The following is a 16,311-nucleotide window of genomic DNA, read 5'->3' on the forward strand; positions in this document are numbered from 1 at the left end:
ATGTCAGTGGATCCCGTGCTGCCGATGCCCCTATCCCAAAGGCCCATCAAGAATGCCATGGTGCTCGCCGCAGGGCTCGGCACCCGCCTGCGCCCGATCACCGACACGATGCCGAAACCGCTGGTTCCGATCGCGGACAAGCCGATGATCGATTATGTGCTGGATCTTCTGCAAGGCGCTGGCGTGGAGAGGGCTGTGGTCAATGTCCATCACTTCGCCGATCAGATGGAAGCGCATCTGGCCGAGCGACAGTACCCGAAGATCGTCATTTCCGATGAGCGGGCGGCCTTGATGAATTCGGGCGGTGGCCTCTCCAAGGGCTTGAAGCTGCTCGACGACGGCCCTGTGCTGGTCATGAATGCCGATCTCTTCTGGGTTGGCGAGCAGAAGGACGCGCCATCCAACCTGACGCGCCTCGCTTCATTCTTCGATGCCGGGACCATGGACATGGCGCTGCTCTGCGTCCGAATCGAGGACACGACGGGGCATAACGGCAAGCTGGATTTCTCGCTGTCCGAGGACGGCCGGTTGTCACGCTATGGAGACGGCATGCCGAACCCGGTCGTCTATGCCGGGGCGATCGCCATGCATAGCCGGCTTTTCGCGGATGCACCGCCGGATGCCTTTAACCTGAACATCTATTTCGACCGGGCGATCGCCAACAATCGGCTTTACGGGATTGTGCTCGACGGCCACTGGATGACGGTCGGCACGCCGGAGGCGATCAGCGAGGCCGAGGATGCCATTCGCCGCCTGGATAACGGGGCATGAGGACGTGACGGACGCTGTCTCAAACGTCTTCACCATTCCACCGGGTCTGCCTTTCCTGCGGACGCTGGTCGAGAAACTATGCTCGGGCGCGCTCGTTCCCGGCTTCCGCTATGATATGGCCGATCCGCTGTCGCTTGCCGGCGTCACCATTTTCGTGCCGACACGACGGTCGGCCCGCGTGCTGCGTTCGGAACTGGTCGATTGCCTGGGCGGCCGCTCGGCGATCCTGCCGATGATCCGCGCACTCGGCGAAACCGATGATGACAGCGGCTTCTTCGATGCGGAAATTCCGGCGATCCTCGATCTCGCGCCGCCGCTGCCCAACGTCGCGCGGCTGATCGAGCTTGGCCGACTGGTCCTTGCCTGGCGCAACCAGCTGCCGAAAGCCGTGCTCGACGTGCATTCGGAAAGCCCGCTGATCGCGCCGGCAAGCCCGGCGGACGCGATCTGGCTGGCGCGCAATCTTTCCGACATCATCGACGCGATGGAAACGGAAGAACTCGGCTGGGAGGCTCTGGAGAAGCTCGACGATGCCGACCATGCGCTCTGGTGGCAGTTGACATCGGCCTTCCTCAAGATCGCCAGCACCTACTGGCCGGAGCGGCTGGAGGAGCTGAAGCAATCCTCGCCATCCCGCCACCGCAACGCCATCCTCGAGGCCGAGGGACATCGTATTGCCGGCGGCAAGGTCAGCGGCCCGATCATCATCGCCGGCTCGACCGGTTCCATTCCCGCGACAGCCAAGCTGATCGCCGCCGTTCAGAAATTGCCCAACGGAACCATCGTGCTTCCCGGTCTCGACCAGACGATGAGCGAGGCCGAATGGACGATGATCGCGCCGGAGGCGGTTGCGGGTTTTGGCGATTCCGCAAGCCGTAGCCATCCGCAATACGGCTTCTTCCGCCTCTTGAAGACCATGGGCATTGCCCGTCACGAAGTCGTGGCCCTTGGCACCGGTGCTTCGGACCTCGCCCATCGCGCCGAACTGATCTCGCATGCGCTGCTGCCGGTGCAGGCCACCAGTGGCTGGACGGACTTGCGCAACGATGTCGATCCCGCCCAGTTGGCGGAAGCTTTTGCCGGTACGGCCCTGATCGAGACCGCCAACGAGCGCGAGGAAGCGACAGCGATCGCCATTGCTCTGCGCCTTGCTCTTCAGGACAGCGAGGAAAGCCAAGCGGCGCTGATCACGCCAGACCGCGATCTCGCCCGCCGGGTCGCGAGCGAACTCCTGCGCTTCGGCATCGAGGCAGACGATTCCGCCGGCACGCCACTGTCCGCCACGGGCCCCGGCAGTCTCGTCCGGCTGCTGCTCGAAGCCGCACTCCGGCCGGGTGATCCCGTCTCGATCACCGCCCTTCTCAAGCATCCGCTCTCCCGCTTTGGTCTCGACACAGCGTCGATGAACAGGGCGGCAACGGCGCTGGAACTCATGGCCCTGCGTGGCGGCACCGGCAGCGCCGACATATCGGAACTCGAAGTTCTTCTCGACCAGGCGCTTCAGCGCGAGGTCGGCAAGAAGCATCTGCCGGAATGGCGCGGTCAGTTCGACGAGCAGGCGATCGAACAGGCTCGCGATCTCGCCCGGCGGATCGCCGCTGCGGTCGAGCCGCTCGCCGGCACGCTGGTGCGTCACCACCGGACCGGGCGGGGCCTCACCGCCGCGCTGACGCTGTCGGAATGGGCGGAGAAAACCGGACTGGCACTGGAATCAGTTGCCGTCGAAGAAAACGGCAGCCTGGCCGGGCTCTGGTCTGGTGAAGCCGGCGAAGCATTGGCGGCCTTGCTGCGCGCCGCCATCGATACCGACGGCCAGTTGACCGCCGACGGGCCGCAATGGAGCGACATCGTCGAGGCGCTGTCCGCCAGCGAGGCGATCAAGCCGCGCGCCATGCGCCATCCCCGCGTCTTCATTTTCGGCGCGCTGGAATCGCGCCTGCAGAGCGTCGATCTCGTCGTTCTCGGCGGTCTGAATGAGGGTACCTGGCCGGGCCAGTCGGCCAACGACCCCTTCCTGTCGCGGACCATGAAGACGACGATGGGACTCGAGCCGCCCGAACGGCGCATCGGCCAGCTTGCCCATGACTTTCAGATGGCCTGCGGCACCCGTCGGCTGATTCTCACCCGCGCCATGCGCAAGGGCGCGACGCCAACCGTCGCCTCCCGCTGGCTGCAGCGGCTGCTTGCCGTCGGCGGCAAGGATTTTTCCGCTCGGCTTCGTGAAAACGGTCATGATTATCACCAATGGACTGGCATGCTCGATCAAGGTGTCACGCAGGCTCTTGCCAAGCGGCCCGAACCGAAACCTTCCGCCGACCAGCAGCCGCGCAGCTATTCCTTCAGCGAGGTGACCCGGCTGCGGCGTGACCCCTATGCCGTCTATGCGCGGCGAATCCTGCGGTTGCAGCCGATCGATCCGTTCAACCGCGATCCGGGCGCTGCCGAGCGCGGCACGCTCTACCACAAGATCGTCGAGCGGTTCGTGCGCGCCAAGTTGGATGCAACCTCGCCGCAGGCGCAGACGGAAATGAGCCGGATTCTCAACGAGGCCTTCAACGAGCAGGCGCTGCCCGCCCATATCGATATTGTCTGGCGGCCGCGCTTTTCCGCCGTCGGCAAGGCCTTCATCGACTGGGAATCCCGCCGCCAGCAGGACGTGCGCAAGAGTCTTACCGAACTCTATGCATCGATGGAACTCGGCGTATCCGACATCAAGCTGACCGGCATCGCCGACAGGATCGATATCCTCGGCGACGGCAGTGCCGTGATCGTCGATTACAAGACAGGGTCGAGCCCCTCGGTCAACGAGGCCCGCGCGCTTCTCGATCCGCAGCTGGCGCTGGAAGCCGCGGCGCTCAAGGCGGGAGCCTTCGAGAAAGCCGGCAAACGGCATCCGTTATCCCTGCTCTATGTCCGGCTGAAGCCCGGCGAACGGTTCGCGGTCCAGGAGGTCAACAACGAGAATGCCAAGGCGCGTGCCAATGTCGAGACCAAGTCGGCCGACCAGCTGGCCGCGGATTCGCTCAAGGAACTGACCGGGCTTCTCGCCGCCCTGATGAGCGGTAAATACGGGTTTGCATCGCGGCTGATCGTTCAGAAGGAGCGGGATTACGGCGGCGAATATGACCATCTCGCCCGGGTCGCCGAATGGGCGACGGCGGATGGGGAGGAGGATGCCAATGAGGGATGACGATTTCGGCCCTCTCGACCCGACGCCTGAAGGCTGGCTGGACTGGACCTCGGCCAAGCAGGCGCTGGCATCCGATCCCGCCCGTTCAGCCTGGGTGTCGGCCAATGCCGGTTCCGGCAAGACTCATGTGCTCACCCAGCGCGTCATCCGGCTATTGCTGTCCGGCTGCCGTCCGTCCGCGATCCTGTGTCTGACCTATACCAAGGCGGCCGCATCCGAAATGTCGAACCGCGTCTTCGAGCGCCTGGCCGAATGGGTGACGCTGGACGACGACACGCTCGACAGCCGCATCGCCGCGATCGAAGGCGAGCGACCCGACCTCCTCAAGCGGCAGGAAGCACGCCGCCTGTTTGCCCGGGCGCTGGAAACGCCGGGCGGCCTGAAGATCCAGACGATCCACGCCTTCTGCGAGGCTCTGCTGCACCAGTTTCCGCTGGAGGCCAATGTCGCCGGGCATTTCTCCGTTCTCGACGACCGGGCATCCGCGACGCTGCTCGCCGACGCGCGCCGCGCGCTCCTGACCGCGACAGCGAGCGAGGACGACCGTGAACTCACCGAAGCCTTCGCCACCGTGCTGGATCTGGCCGACGATACGGGGCTGGAAAAACTGCTGTCGGCGATCGTCGATCAACGCACGCCGATCCAACTCTTTCTCGATGATGCCGCGCGCAAGGGCGGCATCGATCCCGCGTTGCGGACAGCACTCGGCCTGCGCCCCGATGAAACCCGGGAAACCGCCCTTGCCGCGTTCTGGCCGCTGCCCGGACTGAACGGTGCAGGGCTCGAACGTTATGTCGGAATGGCACTTTCGGCCGGCGGTGCGAAAGTCTCGGATTTTGCCGAAGGCCTGCGCGCTGTCGCCAGGCTCTTCGATCCGCTACAGCGATACAACGCACTGATCGATCTGTTTTACACCCAGGCCGGCAAGCCGCGCGCCGATTCCGCTTTTCTCTCCAAGGGCATGCGCGACAAGGCGCCGGATCTGGAAGACCTCGTGTTCGTTGCCCGCGATCACATGATCGCCGCCACCGACCGGCTCAATGTCATCGCCATGTTCGAGGCGACGAAGGCCGCACTGGTGCTGGCCGACCGGCTGAACAGCGATTACGAGGACATCAAGAAGAGCCGCAGCCAGCTGGATTTCGACGACCTGATCAACCGGACCGCGACGCTTCTGGTGCGCGGCGATGTCAGCCGCTGGATCCACTACAAGCTCGACCAGGGCATCGACCACATTCTCGTCGACGAGGCGCAGGATACCAGCCCGGTTCAATGGACGATCATCCAGTCGCTGGCGGAGGATTTCTTCTCCGGCGAAACCGCACGTGGCGGCAACCGCACCATGTTTGCCGTCGGCGACGAGAAGCAGTCGATCTATTCCTTCCAGGGCGCACGGCCGGAGCGATTTTCCAACGAGAGCATCGAGACCGAACGACGGGTGGTGAATGGCGGCAAGGCCTTCAGCCCGATCCGGCTGCAACTGTCCTTCCGCTCGACGGAAGACGTGCTCTCCGCCGTCGATACCGTGTTCGAAAACCCGGTCCATGCCAAGGGTCTGAGTGCACGCAGCGACACTGTCGTCCACGCCTCCAACCGTATCGGCCATCCCGGCCTGGTCGAGGTCTGGGATGCGATCGCACCGGCCGACAGCATTCACGAAGATGACTGGACGGCGCCTTTCGACGCCACGCCGGAGGATGCACCGGCGAACATCCTCGCTCAGCGCATCGCCGCTGTGCTCGCTGACTGGATCGGCCGGGAAACGGTGATCGAAAAAGGTGTCCGGCGACCGATGCAGCCGGGGGACGTCATCGTTCTCGTGCGCAAGCGCGATGCCTTCGTCAATGCGCTGACACGCGCGTTGAAAACCCGCCGCAATATTCCCGTCGCCGGCGCCGACCGGCTGGTGCTGACCAATCATATCGCCGTGCAGGACCTGATGGCGCTGGGACGGTTCGTGCTGTTGCCGCAGGACGATCTTTCGCTCGCCGCACTTCTCAAAAGCCCGCTGTTCAACCTGACCGAGACCGATATCGCCGAGCTCGCGGCAGGGCGCCCCGCCTCCGTCAGCCTCTGGCAGCGCCTGAACGACCTTGGCGGCGACGAGGCCAGCCGCTACCGCCCTGCGCTTGTCGCGCTGCAGCGCTACCGCCTTCTATCGCGCACCCTGCCGGTGCATGATTTCTACGCCGGCGTCCTTGGCCATGACGGCGGCCGCGCGGCCTTTCTCGGCCGGCTCGGCAGCGAGGTCAGCGACATCCTTGACGAGTTCCTCACCTTCGCGCTCGACCATGAAAAGAACGGGCTGCCAGGCCTGCAAGCCTTCATTTCGGGCCTGGAAATGGAAGCGCCGACAGTCAAGCGCGAGCAGGACAAGGAGCGCAACGAAGTCCGCATCATGACCGTCCACGCGGCCAAGGGTCTGGAGGCACCTGTCGTCTTCCTGGTGGATGGCGGCGGCAAGGCCTTTAATTCGCAGCATGTCTCAGGCCTGCGCATGATCCGCAGGGATGACCGGCATGACACGATCCCACTGCCGGTCTGGCGACCACCGGGTGCAGCGTCCAACGCGCTGATCGACGCGGATACGACGCAACTCAAGACCGCGGCCGAAGAGGAATACCGCCGCCTGCTCTATGTCGGCATGACGCGGGCGGCCGACCGGCTGATCGTCTGCGGCTATCAGGGCAAACGCGCCAATCCCGAAAGCTGGCACGCCATGGTAACGGCGAGCCTTTCGACCGATGAGCGTGGCCGCAGCACACCGGTGACCTTTGCGACGAGCGATCAGGAGTGGACGGGTTATCGCTGGCAGGTTTCCGCCGTGAGCCGCGACCTGAAAACGCAGGAGATCAAGGAAGAGGCCAATATCCACCGCCCGGACCTGCCATCCGCCCTTTCGACCCCCCTGCCGCCGCAACGTCACCTGCCGCGCCCGCTCAGCCCGTCGGGCGCTGGCGTCGTCATCGACGAGGACGAGACCGGCGGCATTGTCGGCTCGGCCTTGTTTTCCCGAAAAGCCGGCCCCGGCTCGTCGCTGCTGCGCGGCGCGATCCTGCATCGCTTCCTGCAGGTCCTGCCATCGATCGCGCCGGAGGAACGCCGCGCTGCCGCCGAACGTTACCTTTTGCGGTCCGTACCGCGCTGGAGCGAGGCAGAACGGCAGGCGCTGATCACCTCGGTGCTGAACGTCATGCGCCATGACGATCTCCGCGACCTGTTCTCCGAGACGAGCCGCGCCGAGGTCTCGGTAATGGGTACGCTGGCGCTTGGAAAACGGGATTTCGCCGTCTCGGGGCGGATCGACCGGCTGGCCGTATCCGGCAACACCGTCATTATTGCCGATTTCAAGACGAACCGTGAAATCCCGGCCTCGGTCGAGGGCATTCCCTTCATCTACCAGGCGCAGTTGGCCATCTACCGCGCCCTGCTCGCGCCGCTTTATCCCGGTCACTTGTTTCAATGCGTGCTGATCTACACGGAAGGGCCGACCGTTCTGACATTGCCGCAGGAGATGCTCGACGCAAGTCTTGTAGACCTCGCGACAAAGTGAGATAGGAATGCATTGAAAAGCTGACGCTCAGCCATCACATGATGGACAACCGTTCGAAGAACGCCGATTTCGAAACCAAGGAGCAGCCTATGGCTACCGTAAAAGTCGATACTTCCAATTTTCAGGACGAAGTCCTGAATGCCGCCGAGCCTGTCATCGTCGATTTCTGGGCCGAATGGTGCGGTCCGTGCAAGATGATCGCTCCGAGCCTGGAAGAAATTTCCGTCGAAATGGCCGGCAAGGTCAAGGTCGCCAAGGTCAACATCGACGAGAACCCGGAAATCGCCGCCCAGTATGGCGTGCGCTCGATCCCGACGCTTGCCATGTTCAAGGCCGGCGAAGTGGCCGACATCAAGGTTGGCGCCGCGCCGAAGACGGCCCTGACGACCTGGATTTCCAACGCAGCCGCGTAAATCAGTTTGCAGGTAGCATGAAAAAGCCCGGGAAACCGGGCTTTTTGTCGTCTGGGAAGACGTTGACAGTCGTTATCTCGGCGGTGTGCCGTTATCGGCCAGGACGTCGCCGACCAGATAGAGCGATCCGCCGATCAGGATGCGTGGCGGCACCGACTCGTTGCCGAAAATCCCGGCGATCACCCCAAGCGCCTCGGCAACGGTGGAGACCGCACCGGCCTCGAACCCGGCTGATGCGGCATCATCGGCCAGCGCCACGGCATCGATGCCGGCATCCGATGCGCGGATCGGCACGGTGAAGACCTGTTCGGCCAGCCCCTTGAACGCGTTGAAATAGCCGATCGGATCCTTGGTGTTGATCATGCCGATGATCAGCACCAGCGGGCGCGGATCGCGCTCCTCCAGATTGGCCATGGTTTCGGCGATGACCTGCCCGGCGCCGGGATTGTGGCCGCCATCGACCCAGATTTCCGCGTCCTTCGGCCCGAGCGATGCCAGCTTGCCCTCGGTCAGCCGCTGCAACCGGCCCGGCCACTCGACATTGACAAGACCCGCCTCGAGCGCGCCGTCCGTCAGGTCGAAACCCGCCGCCTTTACCGCCCGGATGGCGGCAGCGGCATTGCCGTATTGATGACGCCCCGGCAGACGCGGCAACGGCAGGTCGGCAAGGCCGAACTCGTCCTGATAGACCAGCCGGCCGTATTCCTCGTGCGCCATGAAATCCTGGCCGTAGATGGCCAGCGGACAGGAGAGCCGTTCGGCGATGGAAACGAGGACGTCGCGCGCCGTATCCTCTTCCTGGTGGCCGATCACCACCGGGCAGCCGCGCTTCATGATGCCCGCTTTTTCGGCGGCGATCAGTTCCACCCGGTCACCGAGATAGGCCTGATGATCGAGCGAGATCGGCATGATGACGGAGACGGCCGGCGTCTTGATGACATTGGTTGCGTCGAAGCGGCCGCCGAGGCCGACCTCGATGATCGCCACATCGGCCGGATGCTCGGCAAACAGCACGAAGGTGACGGCAGTCAGGATTTCAAAGACAGTAATCTTCTCGCCCGCATTGGCTTCCGCCACCCGCCGCACGGCATCCGCCAGGACTGCGTCGCCCACCAACGCTCCCCGGGCGCCCTTCCGGCCGAGGCGATAACGCTCATGCCAGTTGACCAGATGCGGAGAGGTATGGACGTGAACGCTGAGGCCCGATGCTTCGAGGATTGCGCGGGAAAAGGCGGTGACGGAACCCTTGCCGTTGGTGCCGGCCACATGGATGACGGGTGGCAGTTGGTCCTGCGGATTGCCGAGACGGTCGAGAAGCCGAGTGATCCGGTCGAGCGAGAGATCGAAACCCTTGGGATGAAGCGCCAGGAGCTTGTCGATCTCCTGCCCCGCCTCGGTGACGTTGATTGTCGACATCGTCGCTCCTGCAAACCGCCGGTGAAATGCTCCCCCGCTGTCCGGCGAGTCGGGAACGCTCCGGTTCCATGTCACATCCCGCCCTCTCGAAGAAGACGGGATGCGAATATCCCTAAAGGCTGGCCGACGCGGCCATTGGAACGGCCGCCGTCGCCGTGCCAGCATTCAGCTTGGCGGCGCTGACGGGCTTCTTCATCAGGATTTTCAGGACGCGGGCAAGCGTATCGGGAATGTCGTGGCGCTTCACGACCATGTCGATCATGCCGTGTTCCATCAGGTATTCCGAAGTCTGGAACCCTTCCGGCAGCTTTTCGCGAATGGTCTGCTCGATGACGCGCTTGCCGGCGAAGCAGATTTCAGCGCCAGGTTCGGCGAGATGCAGGTCGCCCAGCATGGCATAGGAGGCCGTCACGCCACCGGTGGTCGGGTTGGTCAGGACGACGACATAGGGAAGACCGGCTTCCTTGAGCATCTGGACCGCGACCGTGGTGCGCGGCAGCTGCATCAGCGACAGGATGCCTTCCTGCATGCGGGCGCCACCCGAGGCCGGGAAGATGACCAGCGGGCATTTTTCCGCGATCGCCTTCTCGAAGGCCTTGATGATCGCTTCGCCGGCAGCGATGCCGAGCGAACCGCCCATGAAATTGAATTCGTGCACGACACCGACGAGCTTGACGCCACGGCAACGGCCAAGGCCGGCCACGATCGTGTCCTCGAGATCGGTCTTGATGCGGCTATCACGCAGGCGATCAACATATTTCTTGGAATCGCGGAACTTCAGGGGATCCTGCGCCACCTTCGGCTGCGGCAAGGCCTCATAGACGCCGTCATCGAACAGGTCCTTCAACCGTGCCTTGGCCGGCATCTTCATGTGAAAGCCGGACGCCGGAATGACCCATTTGTTCTCTTCGAGATCGCGGTGAAACACCATCTCGCCGGTTTCCGGGCATTTGATCCAGAGATTCTCCGGAACTTCCCGGCGACCGAGCATCGAGTTGATCTTCGGGCGAACGTAATTGGTGATCCAGTTCAAATTCAAAACTCCTGAATGTCTAGGACCGGGTCCTGCCCTATAAAATGGGCAATTATTCGGCCGCAACAAGTCTTGCGGAACGAACGCCGGCGGAAAGGGCGCGAACCAGCGTTTCCACGCCCGGCACCGTCGCTCCGGTCGACTGGCCGTCTTCCGTCAGGCTGGACGCCACCTGATTGACGATGGCGGTGCCGACGACGACACCGTCGGCGGACGCACCGATGGCTTTTGCATGTTCCGCGGTCTTGACGCCGAAACCGACGCAGACCGGAAGTTTCGTATGGTGCTTGATCCGCTGCACGGCGCCACCGATTACGGTGGGATCGGGAAGCGCCGATCCGGTAATGCCGTTCATCGAGACATAATAGACGAATCCGGAGGTGTTTTCGAGCACCTTCGGCAGACGCTTGTTATCCGTGGTCGGCGTCGCCAGCCGGATGAAGTTAACATCCTTCTTCAGCGCCGGAATGCACAGTTCGTCATCCATTTCCGGCGGCAGGTCGACAACGATCAGTCCATCGATGCCCGACGCCAGAGCGTCGTCGAGGAAGCGTTCGACACCGTAGATATAGATCGGATTGTAATAGCCCATCAGCACGATCGGCGTATCCTGATCATCCTCGCGGAAGCGACGAGCGATTTCGAGCGTCTTTGCCAGTGTCTGGCCAGCCTTCAGCGCGCGCTGGCCGGCCAGCTGGATCGCGGGGCCGTCGGCCATCGGATCGGAGAACGGCATGCCGAGCTCGATCACGTCGGATCCAGCCTTCGGCAACGCCTTCATGATGGCGACCGAGGTTTCGAAATCCGGGTCTCCGCCCATGAAATAGGTGACAAGCGCCGGGCGGCCTTCCGCGGCCAGATCGGCAAATCGTTTGTCTATGCGTGCGGTCATGCTCTTAAAGCTCCATACCGAGAATCTTGCCGACCGTGAATATGTCCTTGTCGCCGCGACCGGACAGGTTCATCAGGATGATCTCGTCCTTGCCCATCTTTGGGGCGCGCTTGATCACTTCGGCAATGGCGTGGGCGGCCTCGAGTGCCGGAATGATGCCTTCGAGGCGGGTCAGCGTCTGGAAGGCTTCCAGTGCTTCATGGTCCATGATCGGCACATATTCGACACGGCCGATATCGGCGAGCCAGGAATGTTCCGGCCCGATGCCGGGATAATCGAGGCCGGCGGAGATCGAATGGCCCTCCTTGATCTGGCCGTCGCCATCCTGCAGCAGATACGTGCGGTTGCCGTGGAGGACACCCGGCGTGCCGGCGGTGATCGAGGCGCAATGTTCCTCGCCTTCCAGACCCTTGCCGCCCGCCTCGACGCCGACGATCTTGACCGATTCATCATCGAGAAACGGATGGAAGATGCCAATTGCGTTCGATCCGCCGCCGACGGCAGCGACGATCAGATCCGGCAGGCGGCCTTCGGCCTCCAGCATCTGCGCCCGCGCTTCGGTGCCGATCACCGCCTGGAAGTCGCGGACCATTTCCGGATAGGGATGAGGGCCGGCGGCAGTGCCGATCAGGTAATAAGTATCGTCGACATTGGTGACCCAATCCCGCAGCGCCTCGTTCATGGCGTCTTTCAGCGTGCCGGAACCGGCCGTGACCGGCTTGACCTCGGCGCCCAGCAGCTTCATGCGGAAAACGTTCGGCGCCTGGCGCTGGACATCGGTCGCGCCCATGTAGACGACGCAGGGAAGGCCGAAGCGGGCGGCGACTGTCGCGGAGGCAACGCCATGCTGTCCGGCGCCGGTCTCGGCGATGATGCGGGTCTTGCCCATGCGCTTAGCCAGCAGGATCTGGCCGATGCAATTGTTGATCTTGTGCGAGCCGGTATGGTTCAGCTCTTCGCGCTTGAAATAGATCTTGGCGCCGCCAAGGTGCTCGGTCAGGCGCTCGGCGAAATAGAGCGGGCTCGGGCGGCCGATATAATGGGCGCCGAGATCCTTGAGTTCCGCCTGGAATTCCGGATCGGTCTTGGCTTTTTCCCACTCGGCCTGCAGATCGAGGATCAGCGGCATCAGGGTTTCGGCGACGAAGCGGCCGCCGAAAATGCCGAAACGGCCATCCTCGTCGGGACCCGTCCTGAACGAATTCGGGGTTGGTGTCTCGTTCACGTGCTTCTCCCTGCCAATACACCCTCGGCCATGTCCGCTTCCGCGCGGGCAATGGCGTCGAAGAATTCTTCCATGCGCTTGAGGTCCTTGACACCCGGCGCGCTTTCGACGCCCGACGAGGTATCGACCGCCTTGGCGCCCGTCAGGGCCAGCGCTTCACCGACATTATCGGCGTTCAAACCACCGGAAAGCATGTAATCCACGCTGTCGTCAAGCGTATCGAGCAGCCGCCAGTCGAAAGACACGCCATTGCCTCCCGGCAGATCCGAGCCCTTCGGCGGCTTGGCGTCGAACAGGAACCGGTCGGCAATGCCGATATAGGGCTCGATCCGGCGCAGATCGTCGGCATCGCGGATCGACAGGGCCTTGATCACCGGAAGCCCATAGACCGCCTTGACGGTCAGGACACGATCCGGGCTTTCATTGCCATGCAGTTGCAGCATGTCGGGAGCAAGCGCCGAGACGATCTCGTCGAGAACATCGCTATCGGCATCGACAGTGACCGCGACGATCTTTGCCTTGCCACGAATGCGCTCGGCCAGCCGGCCGGCGTCGTCAGGCTCGATATTGCGCGGGCTCTTCGGAAAGAAGATGAATCCCGTATGGCTCGCACCCAGCGCAACCGCCTTGTCGACAGCCTCGGCGGTCTTCAATCCGCAAATTTTGACTTCCGTTTTCATGCACAGCGACCTGCCATGAAACGTCGCTGGAGTCGAGCTAAAACACGGCAAACCTTGACGCGAACGAAGCTTCCCCCATTGCGAGACGGGGACGACGGCCCCATATCGTCTTCAAAGAACCGGAGACGCTTATGCGCCTGATCCTCGCCATCATCCTGCCCTGGCTGCAATTCTTCACCATCGGCCGTCCGATCGCCGGCATCATCTGCCTGATCCTGCAGGTCACGTTGATCGGCTGGATACCGGCTGCGATCTGGTCGGTCTATGCGCTCAGCCAGTACAAGACGGACGAGAAAATCCGAGACGCACTGGGCAACCAGAATCGGCGCTGATTTCGATCAGTCGAAATCGATGGCGTGCAACATGGTGCCATTGCGCTTGAGCCAGCGCTTGGCATCGTCCATGGCCGGGCACAGTTCTTCGCACAGATCCCAGAAATCCGGCCCGTGGTTCATCTCGCGCAGATGCGCCACTTCATGGGCGGCGAGATAATCGATCACCTTGGGCGGCGCCATGACGATCCGCCACGAAAAGCTCAGGGCGCCATCGGCGGCGCAGGATCCCCAGCGGCTGCGGGTATCCTTGAAACTCAGCGACTTGACCTTACGGCCAACCTTTCGCGCATGGAAGGCCACCAGCCGCTCCAGATCCGTGCGGGCTTCCTTCTTCAGGAAATCCGCAATCCGCCGGCGCAGGTGCTCCTCGGCGCCGCTGACGCGCAGCACGGCTTCGTCTTCGACAACAACCGCTTCCGTCAGGCCGCGCAGCTTTCCCGTGCGTTCGATCCGGTGCGCGACGCCGCGCAGCAGGATCGTTCCCCCCTCTTCCAGTACGCTCTCGCCGGAAAAGCGGGCCAGTTTGGTCATCAGCCAACCCTGATGGCGATCGAGAAAGGCATTGATCTCGCGCTCGGGCAATCCGGCGGGAATGGTCATCTTCAGGGCCCGGCCGCCGGGTTCGATGCGCAGCGTCATCCGGGTTGCGCGCGCATTCTGGCGAATGGTCAGCGGCATGACCTTTCCAGCGACCTCGATCGTCCGCGTCACCGGTGCGGGCGGACGTTTGGGTTGACGCGGCTTTCGAAACAGGGAGAACATGAGGACTTGATAACCGATTCGTCTGAAGAACACATGATCCGCACGGCTTTGCGCATGGATCATCAAAAAGAAAAACCGGCATCGTGAGGATACCGGTTCTTGTTGTCAGGCTGATCCGGGCAGATCAGCTAATTAATTGGCCGGAAAGCCCGGCACCGAACCGCCGGAATTGCGATCGCGCATGAAGCGGTCGAAATCTTCCTGGTCCTTGGCACGGCGAAGTTCGCGAACATACTCGTCGAATTGCTCGCGCATTTCGTCAAGCTTGCGGCGTTCTTCGTCGAGGCGCGACAGCTCGGCATCGCGCCAGTCGTCAAAGGCGACGTTGCCGGTGCCGAAGTTTGAACGGCCAAAACCGTGACTCTTGCGCTTGAACGACGAGCAGAAGCCATCAACCGTGGCGTTGGCGTCCTTCTTGAAGCCTTTCAGGCGTTCGCCGAACAGGATATAGGCCAGCATGGCCAGGCCGAGCGGCCAGAAAACAACAAAACCGAGCACCATCATGGCAATGGTCGCGGGCGTCCAGTCCGGACGGATCAATGCAGATTGGTTCATGTTGAGAAGTCCTCGCTAAAAGTGGGCCTCTCCTTCGGGCCCGCTTATTACGAGATGGGAAGAGGCCTGCCACTGTGCAAGACAATTGTCCGCACATTCCGGCAAGCTTCTGATATCGATGGATGAAATCGATATATGCCAGTGGATCAGGCGGACTTGCCGCCCTTGATCACGCGGCGAACCGGCTTGGCGCTTCGGGCATGTTCACGCTGAAACGCAAGGATGCGCGGGGCAATTTCGCGGCGGAAACGTGATCCGTTGAACACGCCGTAGTGGCCGACATCCGGCTGCATGTAATGCAGGCGCATGTTGTCGGGGATGTTGGTGCAGATCGTCTGCGCCGCTTCGGTCTGGCCGACGCCGGAAATATCGTCGTTTTCGCCTTCGACCGTCAGCAGAGCCACCTTGCGGATCGCCGTCGTATCTATCTTCTGGCCGCGATGCGTCATCTCGCCCTTCGGAAGCGCGTGCTTGATGAACACGACATCGACGGTCTGCAGATAGAATTCCGCCGTCAGGTCCATCACCGCCATGTATTCATCGTAGAAATCACGGTGCTTTTCGGCGGCATCGCCATCGTTCTTGATGAGATGCTCGAAGAAATCCTTGGTCGCCGTCAGGTGGCGGTCGAGGTTCATCGACATGAAGCCAGAGAGCTGCAGGAAGCCCGGATAGACCGGACGCATGAAACCTGTCTGCGGAAACGGTACCGGCATGACCACATTGTCGCGGAACCAGTCAAGCGGCTTGTCCTTGGCGAGCTGGTTGACCGCAGTCGGATTGATCCGCGTGTCAATCGGCCCGCCCATCAGCGTCATGGAGGACGGCGATAGCGGATCCTCGTTGGCCTCCATGATGGCGACGGCGGCCAGAACCGGAACGGCCGGCTGACAAACGGCGATCACATGCGTGTCGGGGCCGAGGAAATGCAGTATGTTGATGACGTAATCGATATAGTCGTCGAGGTCGAACGTGCCCTCGGTCAGCGGCACGGTGCGGGCATCGATCCAGTCGGTGATGTAGATATCCGACTGCGGCATCAGCGCCTCGACGGTGCCCCGCAAGAGGGTCGCATAGTGACCAGACATCGGCGCGACGATCAGGACCTTCGGATCGGCGGCCCGGCTTTTCGGCACTTCGCGCTCGAAATGGATAAGATTGCAGAAGGGCGAGCGCCAGACGATCCGCTCCTGGACCGGCACGGCGATACCATCGACCAGCGTCTCTGGCAGGCCGAATTCCGGCTTGCCGTAGCGGCGCGTGGTGCGCTCGAAAACTTCGAGGCCGGCAGCGGCGGCGCGGCCCATATAGGTATGGGCAATCGGGTTCAGCGGATTGGCATAGGCAAGCCGCAAGGCGTCGGCGGCGGCGCGCCAGGGCGCCATCATCGCATGATTGAATTCATAGAGCTGGTAAAACATCGGAAGCGTTCTCCTTGTTAGCCTCGACGACAACGCCGCTCCCACCGGACGCAACCCTGCTCTCT

Annotated in this window: 13 protein-coding genes; 5 read left to right on the forward strand and 8 right to left on the reverse strand. The window is 62.6% G+C overall.

Going from position 1 to position 16,311, the window contains the following annotated elements; all coding sequences use genetic code 11:
- Positions 1-24 precede the first annotated feature (24 nt).
- From VL202_RS06045 to trxA, 4 genes are all read left to right on the forward strand, one after another.
- Complete coding sequence (locus tag VL202_RS06045; RefSeq protein ID WP_325463240.1) at positions 25-771, forward strand: nucleotidyltransferase family protein; 747 nt, start codon at positions 25-27, stop codon at positions 769-771.
- Complete coding sequence (addB, locus tag VL202_RS06050) at positions 740-3,961, forward strand: double-strand break repair protein AddB (protein ID WP_325463241.1); 3,222 nt, start codon at positions 740-742, stop codon at positions 3,959-3,961. The genes VL202_RS06045 and addB overlap by 32 nt, the downstream gene beginning before the upstream one ends.
- Positions 3,951-7,514, forward strand: a complete 3,564-nt coding sequence (gene addA, locus VL202_RS06055) for a double-strand break repair helicase AddA (protein WP_325463242.1) — start codon at positions 3,951-3,953, stop codon at positions 7,512-7,514. Before addB ends, addA begins: the two co-directional genes overlap by 11 nt.
- 89 nt (positions 7,515-7,603) lie before the next feature.
- Positions 7,604-7,927, forward strand: coding sequence for a thioredoxin (gene trxA / locus VL202_RS06060; protein WP_325463243.1), 324 nt, complete (start codon positions 7,604-7,606; stop codon positions 7,925-7,927).
- Positions 7,928-7,999: 72 nt separating this feature from the next.
- Here trxA and VL202_RS06065 read toward each other — a convergent pair whose 3' ends face one another.
- From VL202_RS06065 to VL202_RS06085, 5 genes are all read right to left on the reverse strand, one after another.
- Positions 8,000-9,343, reverse strand: coding sequence for a folylpolyglutamate synthase/dihydrofolate synthase family protein (locus VL202_RS06065; protein WP_325463244.1), 1,344 nt, complete (start codon positions 9,341-9,343; stop codon positions 8,000-8,002).
- Positions 9,344-9,455: 112 nt separating this feature from the next.
- Complete coding sequence (gene accD, locus VL202_RS06070; RefSeq protein WP_325463245.1) at positions 9,456-10,376, reverse strand: acetyl-CoA carboxylase, carboxyltransferase subunit beta; 921 nt, start codon at positions 10,374-10,376, stop codon at positions 9,456-9,458.
- Between the two features lie 52 nt (positions 10,377-10,428).
- On the reverse strand, positions 10,429-11,268 hold the full coding sequence (gene trpA, locus VL202_RS06075; RefSeq protein ID WP_325463246.1) for a tryptophan synthase subunit alpha: 840 nt from the start codon (positions 11,266-11,268) through the stop codon (positions 10,429-10,431).
- 4 nt (positions 11,269-11,272) lie between these two features.
- Positions 11,273-12,493 (reverse strand): tryptophan synthase subunit beta, encoded by a 1,221-nt coding sequence (gene trpB / locus VL202_RS06080; RefSeq protein ID WP_325463247.1) that lies wholly within the window; start codon positions 12,491-12,493, stop codon positions 11,273-11,275.
- Positions 12,490-13,173 carry a phosphoribosylanthranilate isomerase gene (locus VL202_RS06085; RefSeq protein WP_325463248.1) on the reverse strand — a complete coding sequence of 228 codons (684 nt, stop codon included), beginning with the start codon at positions 13,171-13,173 and terminating at the stop codon, positions 12,490-12,492. Before VL202_RS06085 ends, trpB begins: the two co-directional genes overlap by 4 nt.
- A gap of 131 nt (positions 13,174-13,304) precedes the next feature.
- Here VL202_RS06085 and VL202_RS06090 point away from each other — a divergent pair, with 131 nt between their 5' ends.
- Positions 13,305-13,505, forward strand: a complete 201-nt coding sequence (locus VL202_RS06090) for a YqaE/Pmp3 family membrane protein (RefSeq protein ID WP_325463249.1) — start codon at positions 13,305-13,307, stop codon at positions 13,503-13,505.
- A 6-nt stretch (positions 13,506-13,511) separates the two neighbouring features.
- On the opposite strand, the gene VL202_RS06095 is transcribed toward VL202_RS06090, so the two are convergent.
- The 3 genes from VL202_RS06095 to phaZ all read right to left on the reverse strand — a co-directional run bounded on the left by VL202_RS06095 (position 13,512) and on the right by phaZ (position 16,246).
- Entirely contained in the window at positions 13,512-14,270 is a 759-nt protein-coding gene (locus VL202_RS06095) for a M48 family metallopeptidase (protein WP_325463250.1), read from the reverse strand.
- 132 nt (positions 14,271-14,402) lie between these two features.
- Positions 14,403-14,825 carry a DUF2852 domain-containing protein gene (locus VL202_RS06100; protein WP_325463251.1) on the reverse strand — a complete coding sequence of 141 codons (423 nt, stop codon included), beginning with the start codon at positions 14,823-14,825 and terminating at the stop codon, positions 14,403-14,405.
- Positions 14,826-14,971: 146 nt separating this feature from the next.
- Positions 14,972-16,246 (reverse strand): polyhydroxyalkanoate depolymerase, encoded by a 1,275-nt coding sequence (phaZ, locus tag VL202_RS06105; RefSeq protein ID WP_325463252.1) that lies wholly within the window; start codon positions 16,244-16,246, stop codon positions 14,972-14,974.
- Between the last annotated feature and the right edge of the window lie 65 nt (positions 16,247-16,311).

The sequence above is a fragment of the Pararhizobium sp. genome, assembly GCF_035497515.1.
GTDB lineage: Bacteria > Pseudomonadota > Alphaproteobacteria > Rhizobiales > Rhizobiaceae > Pararhizobium.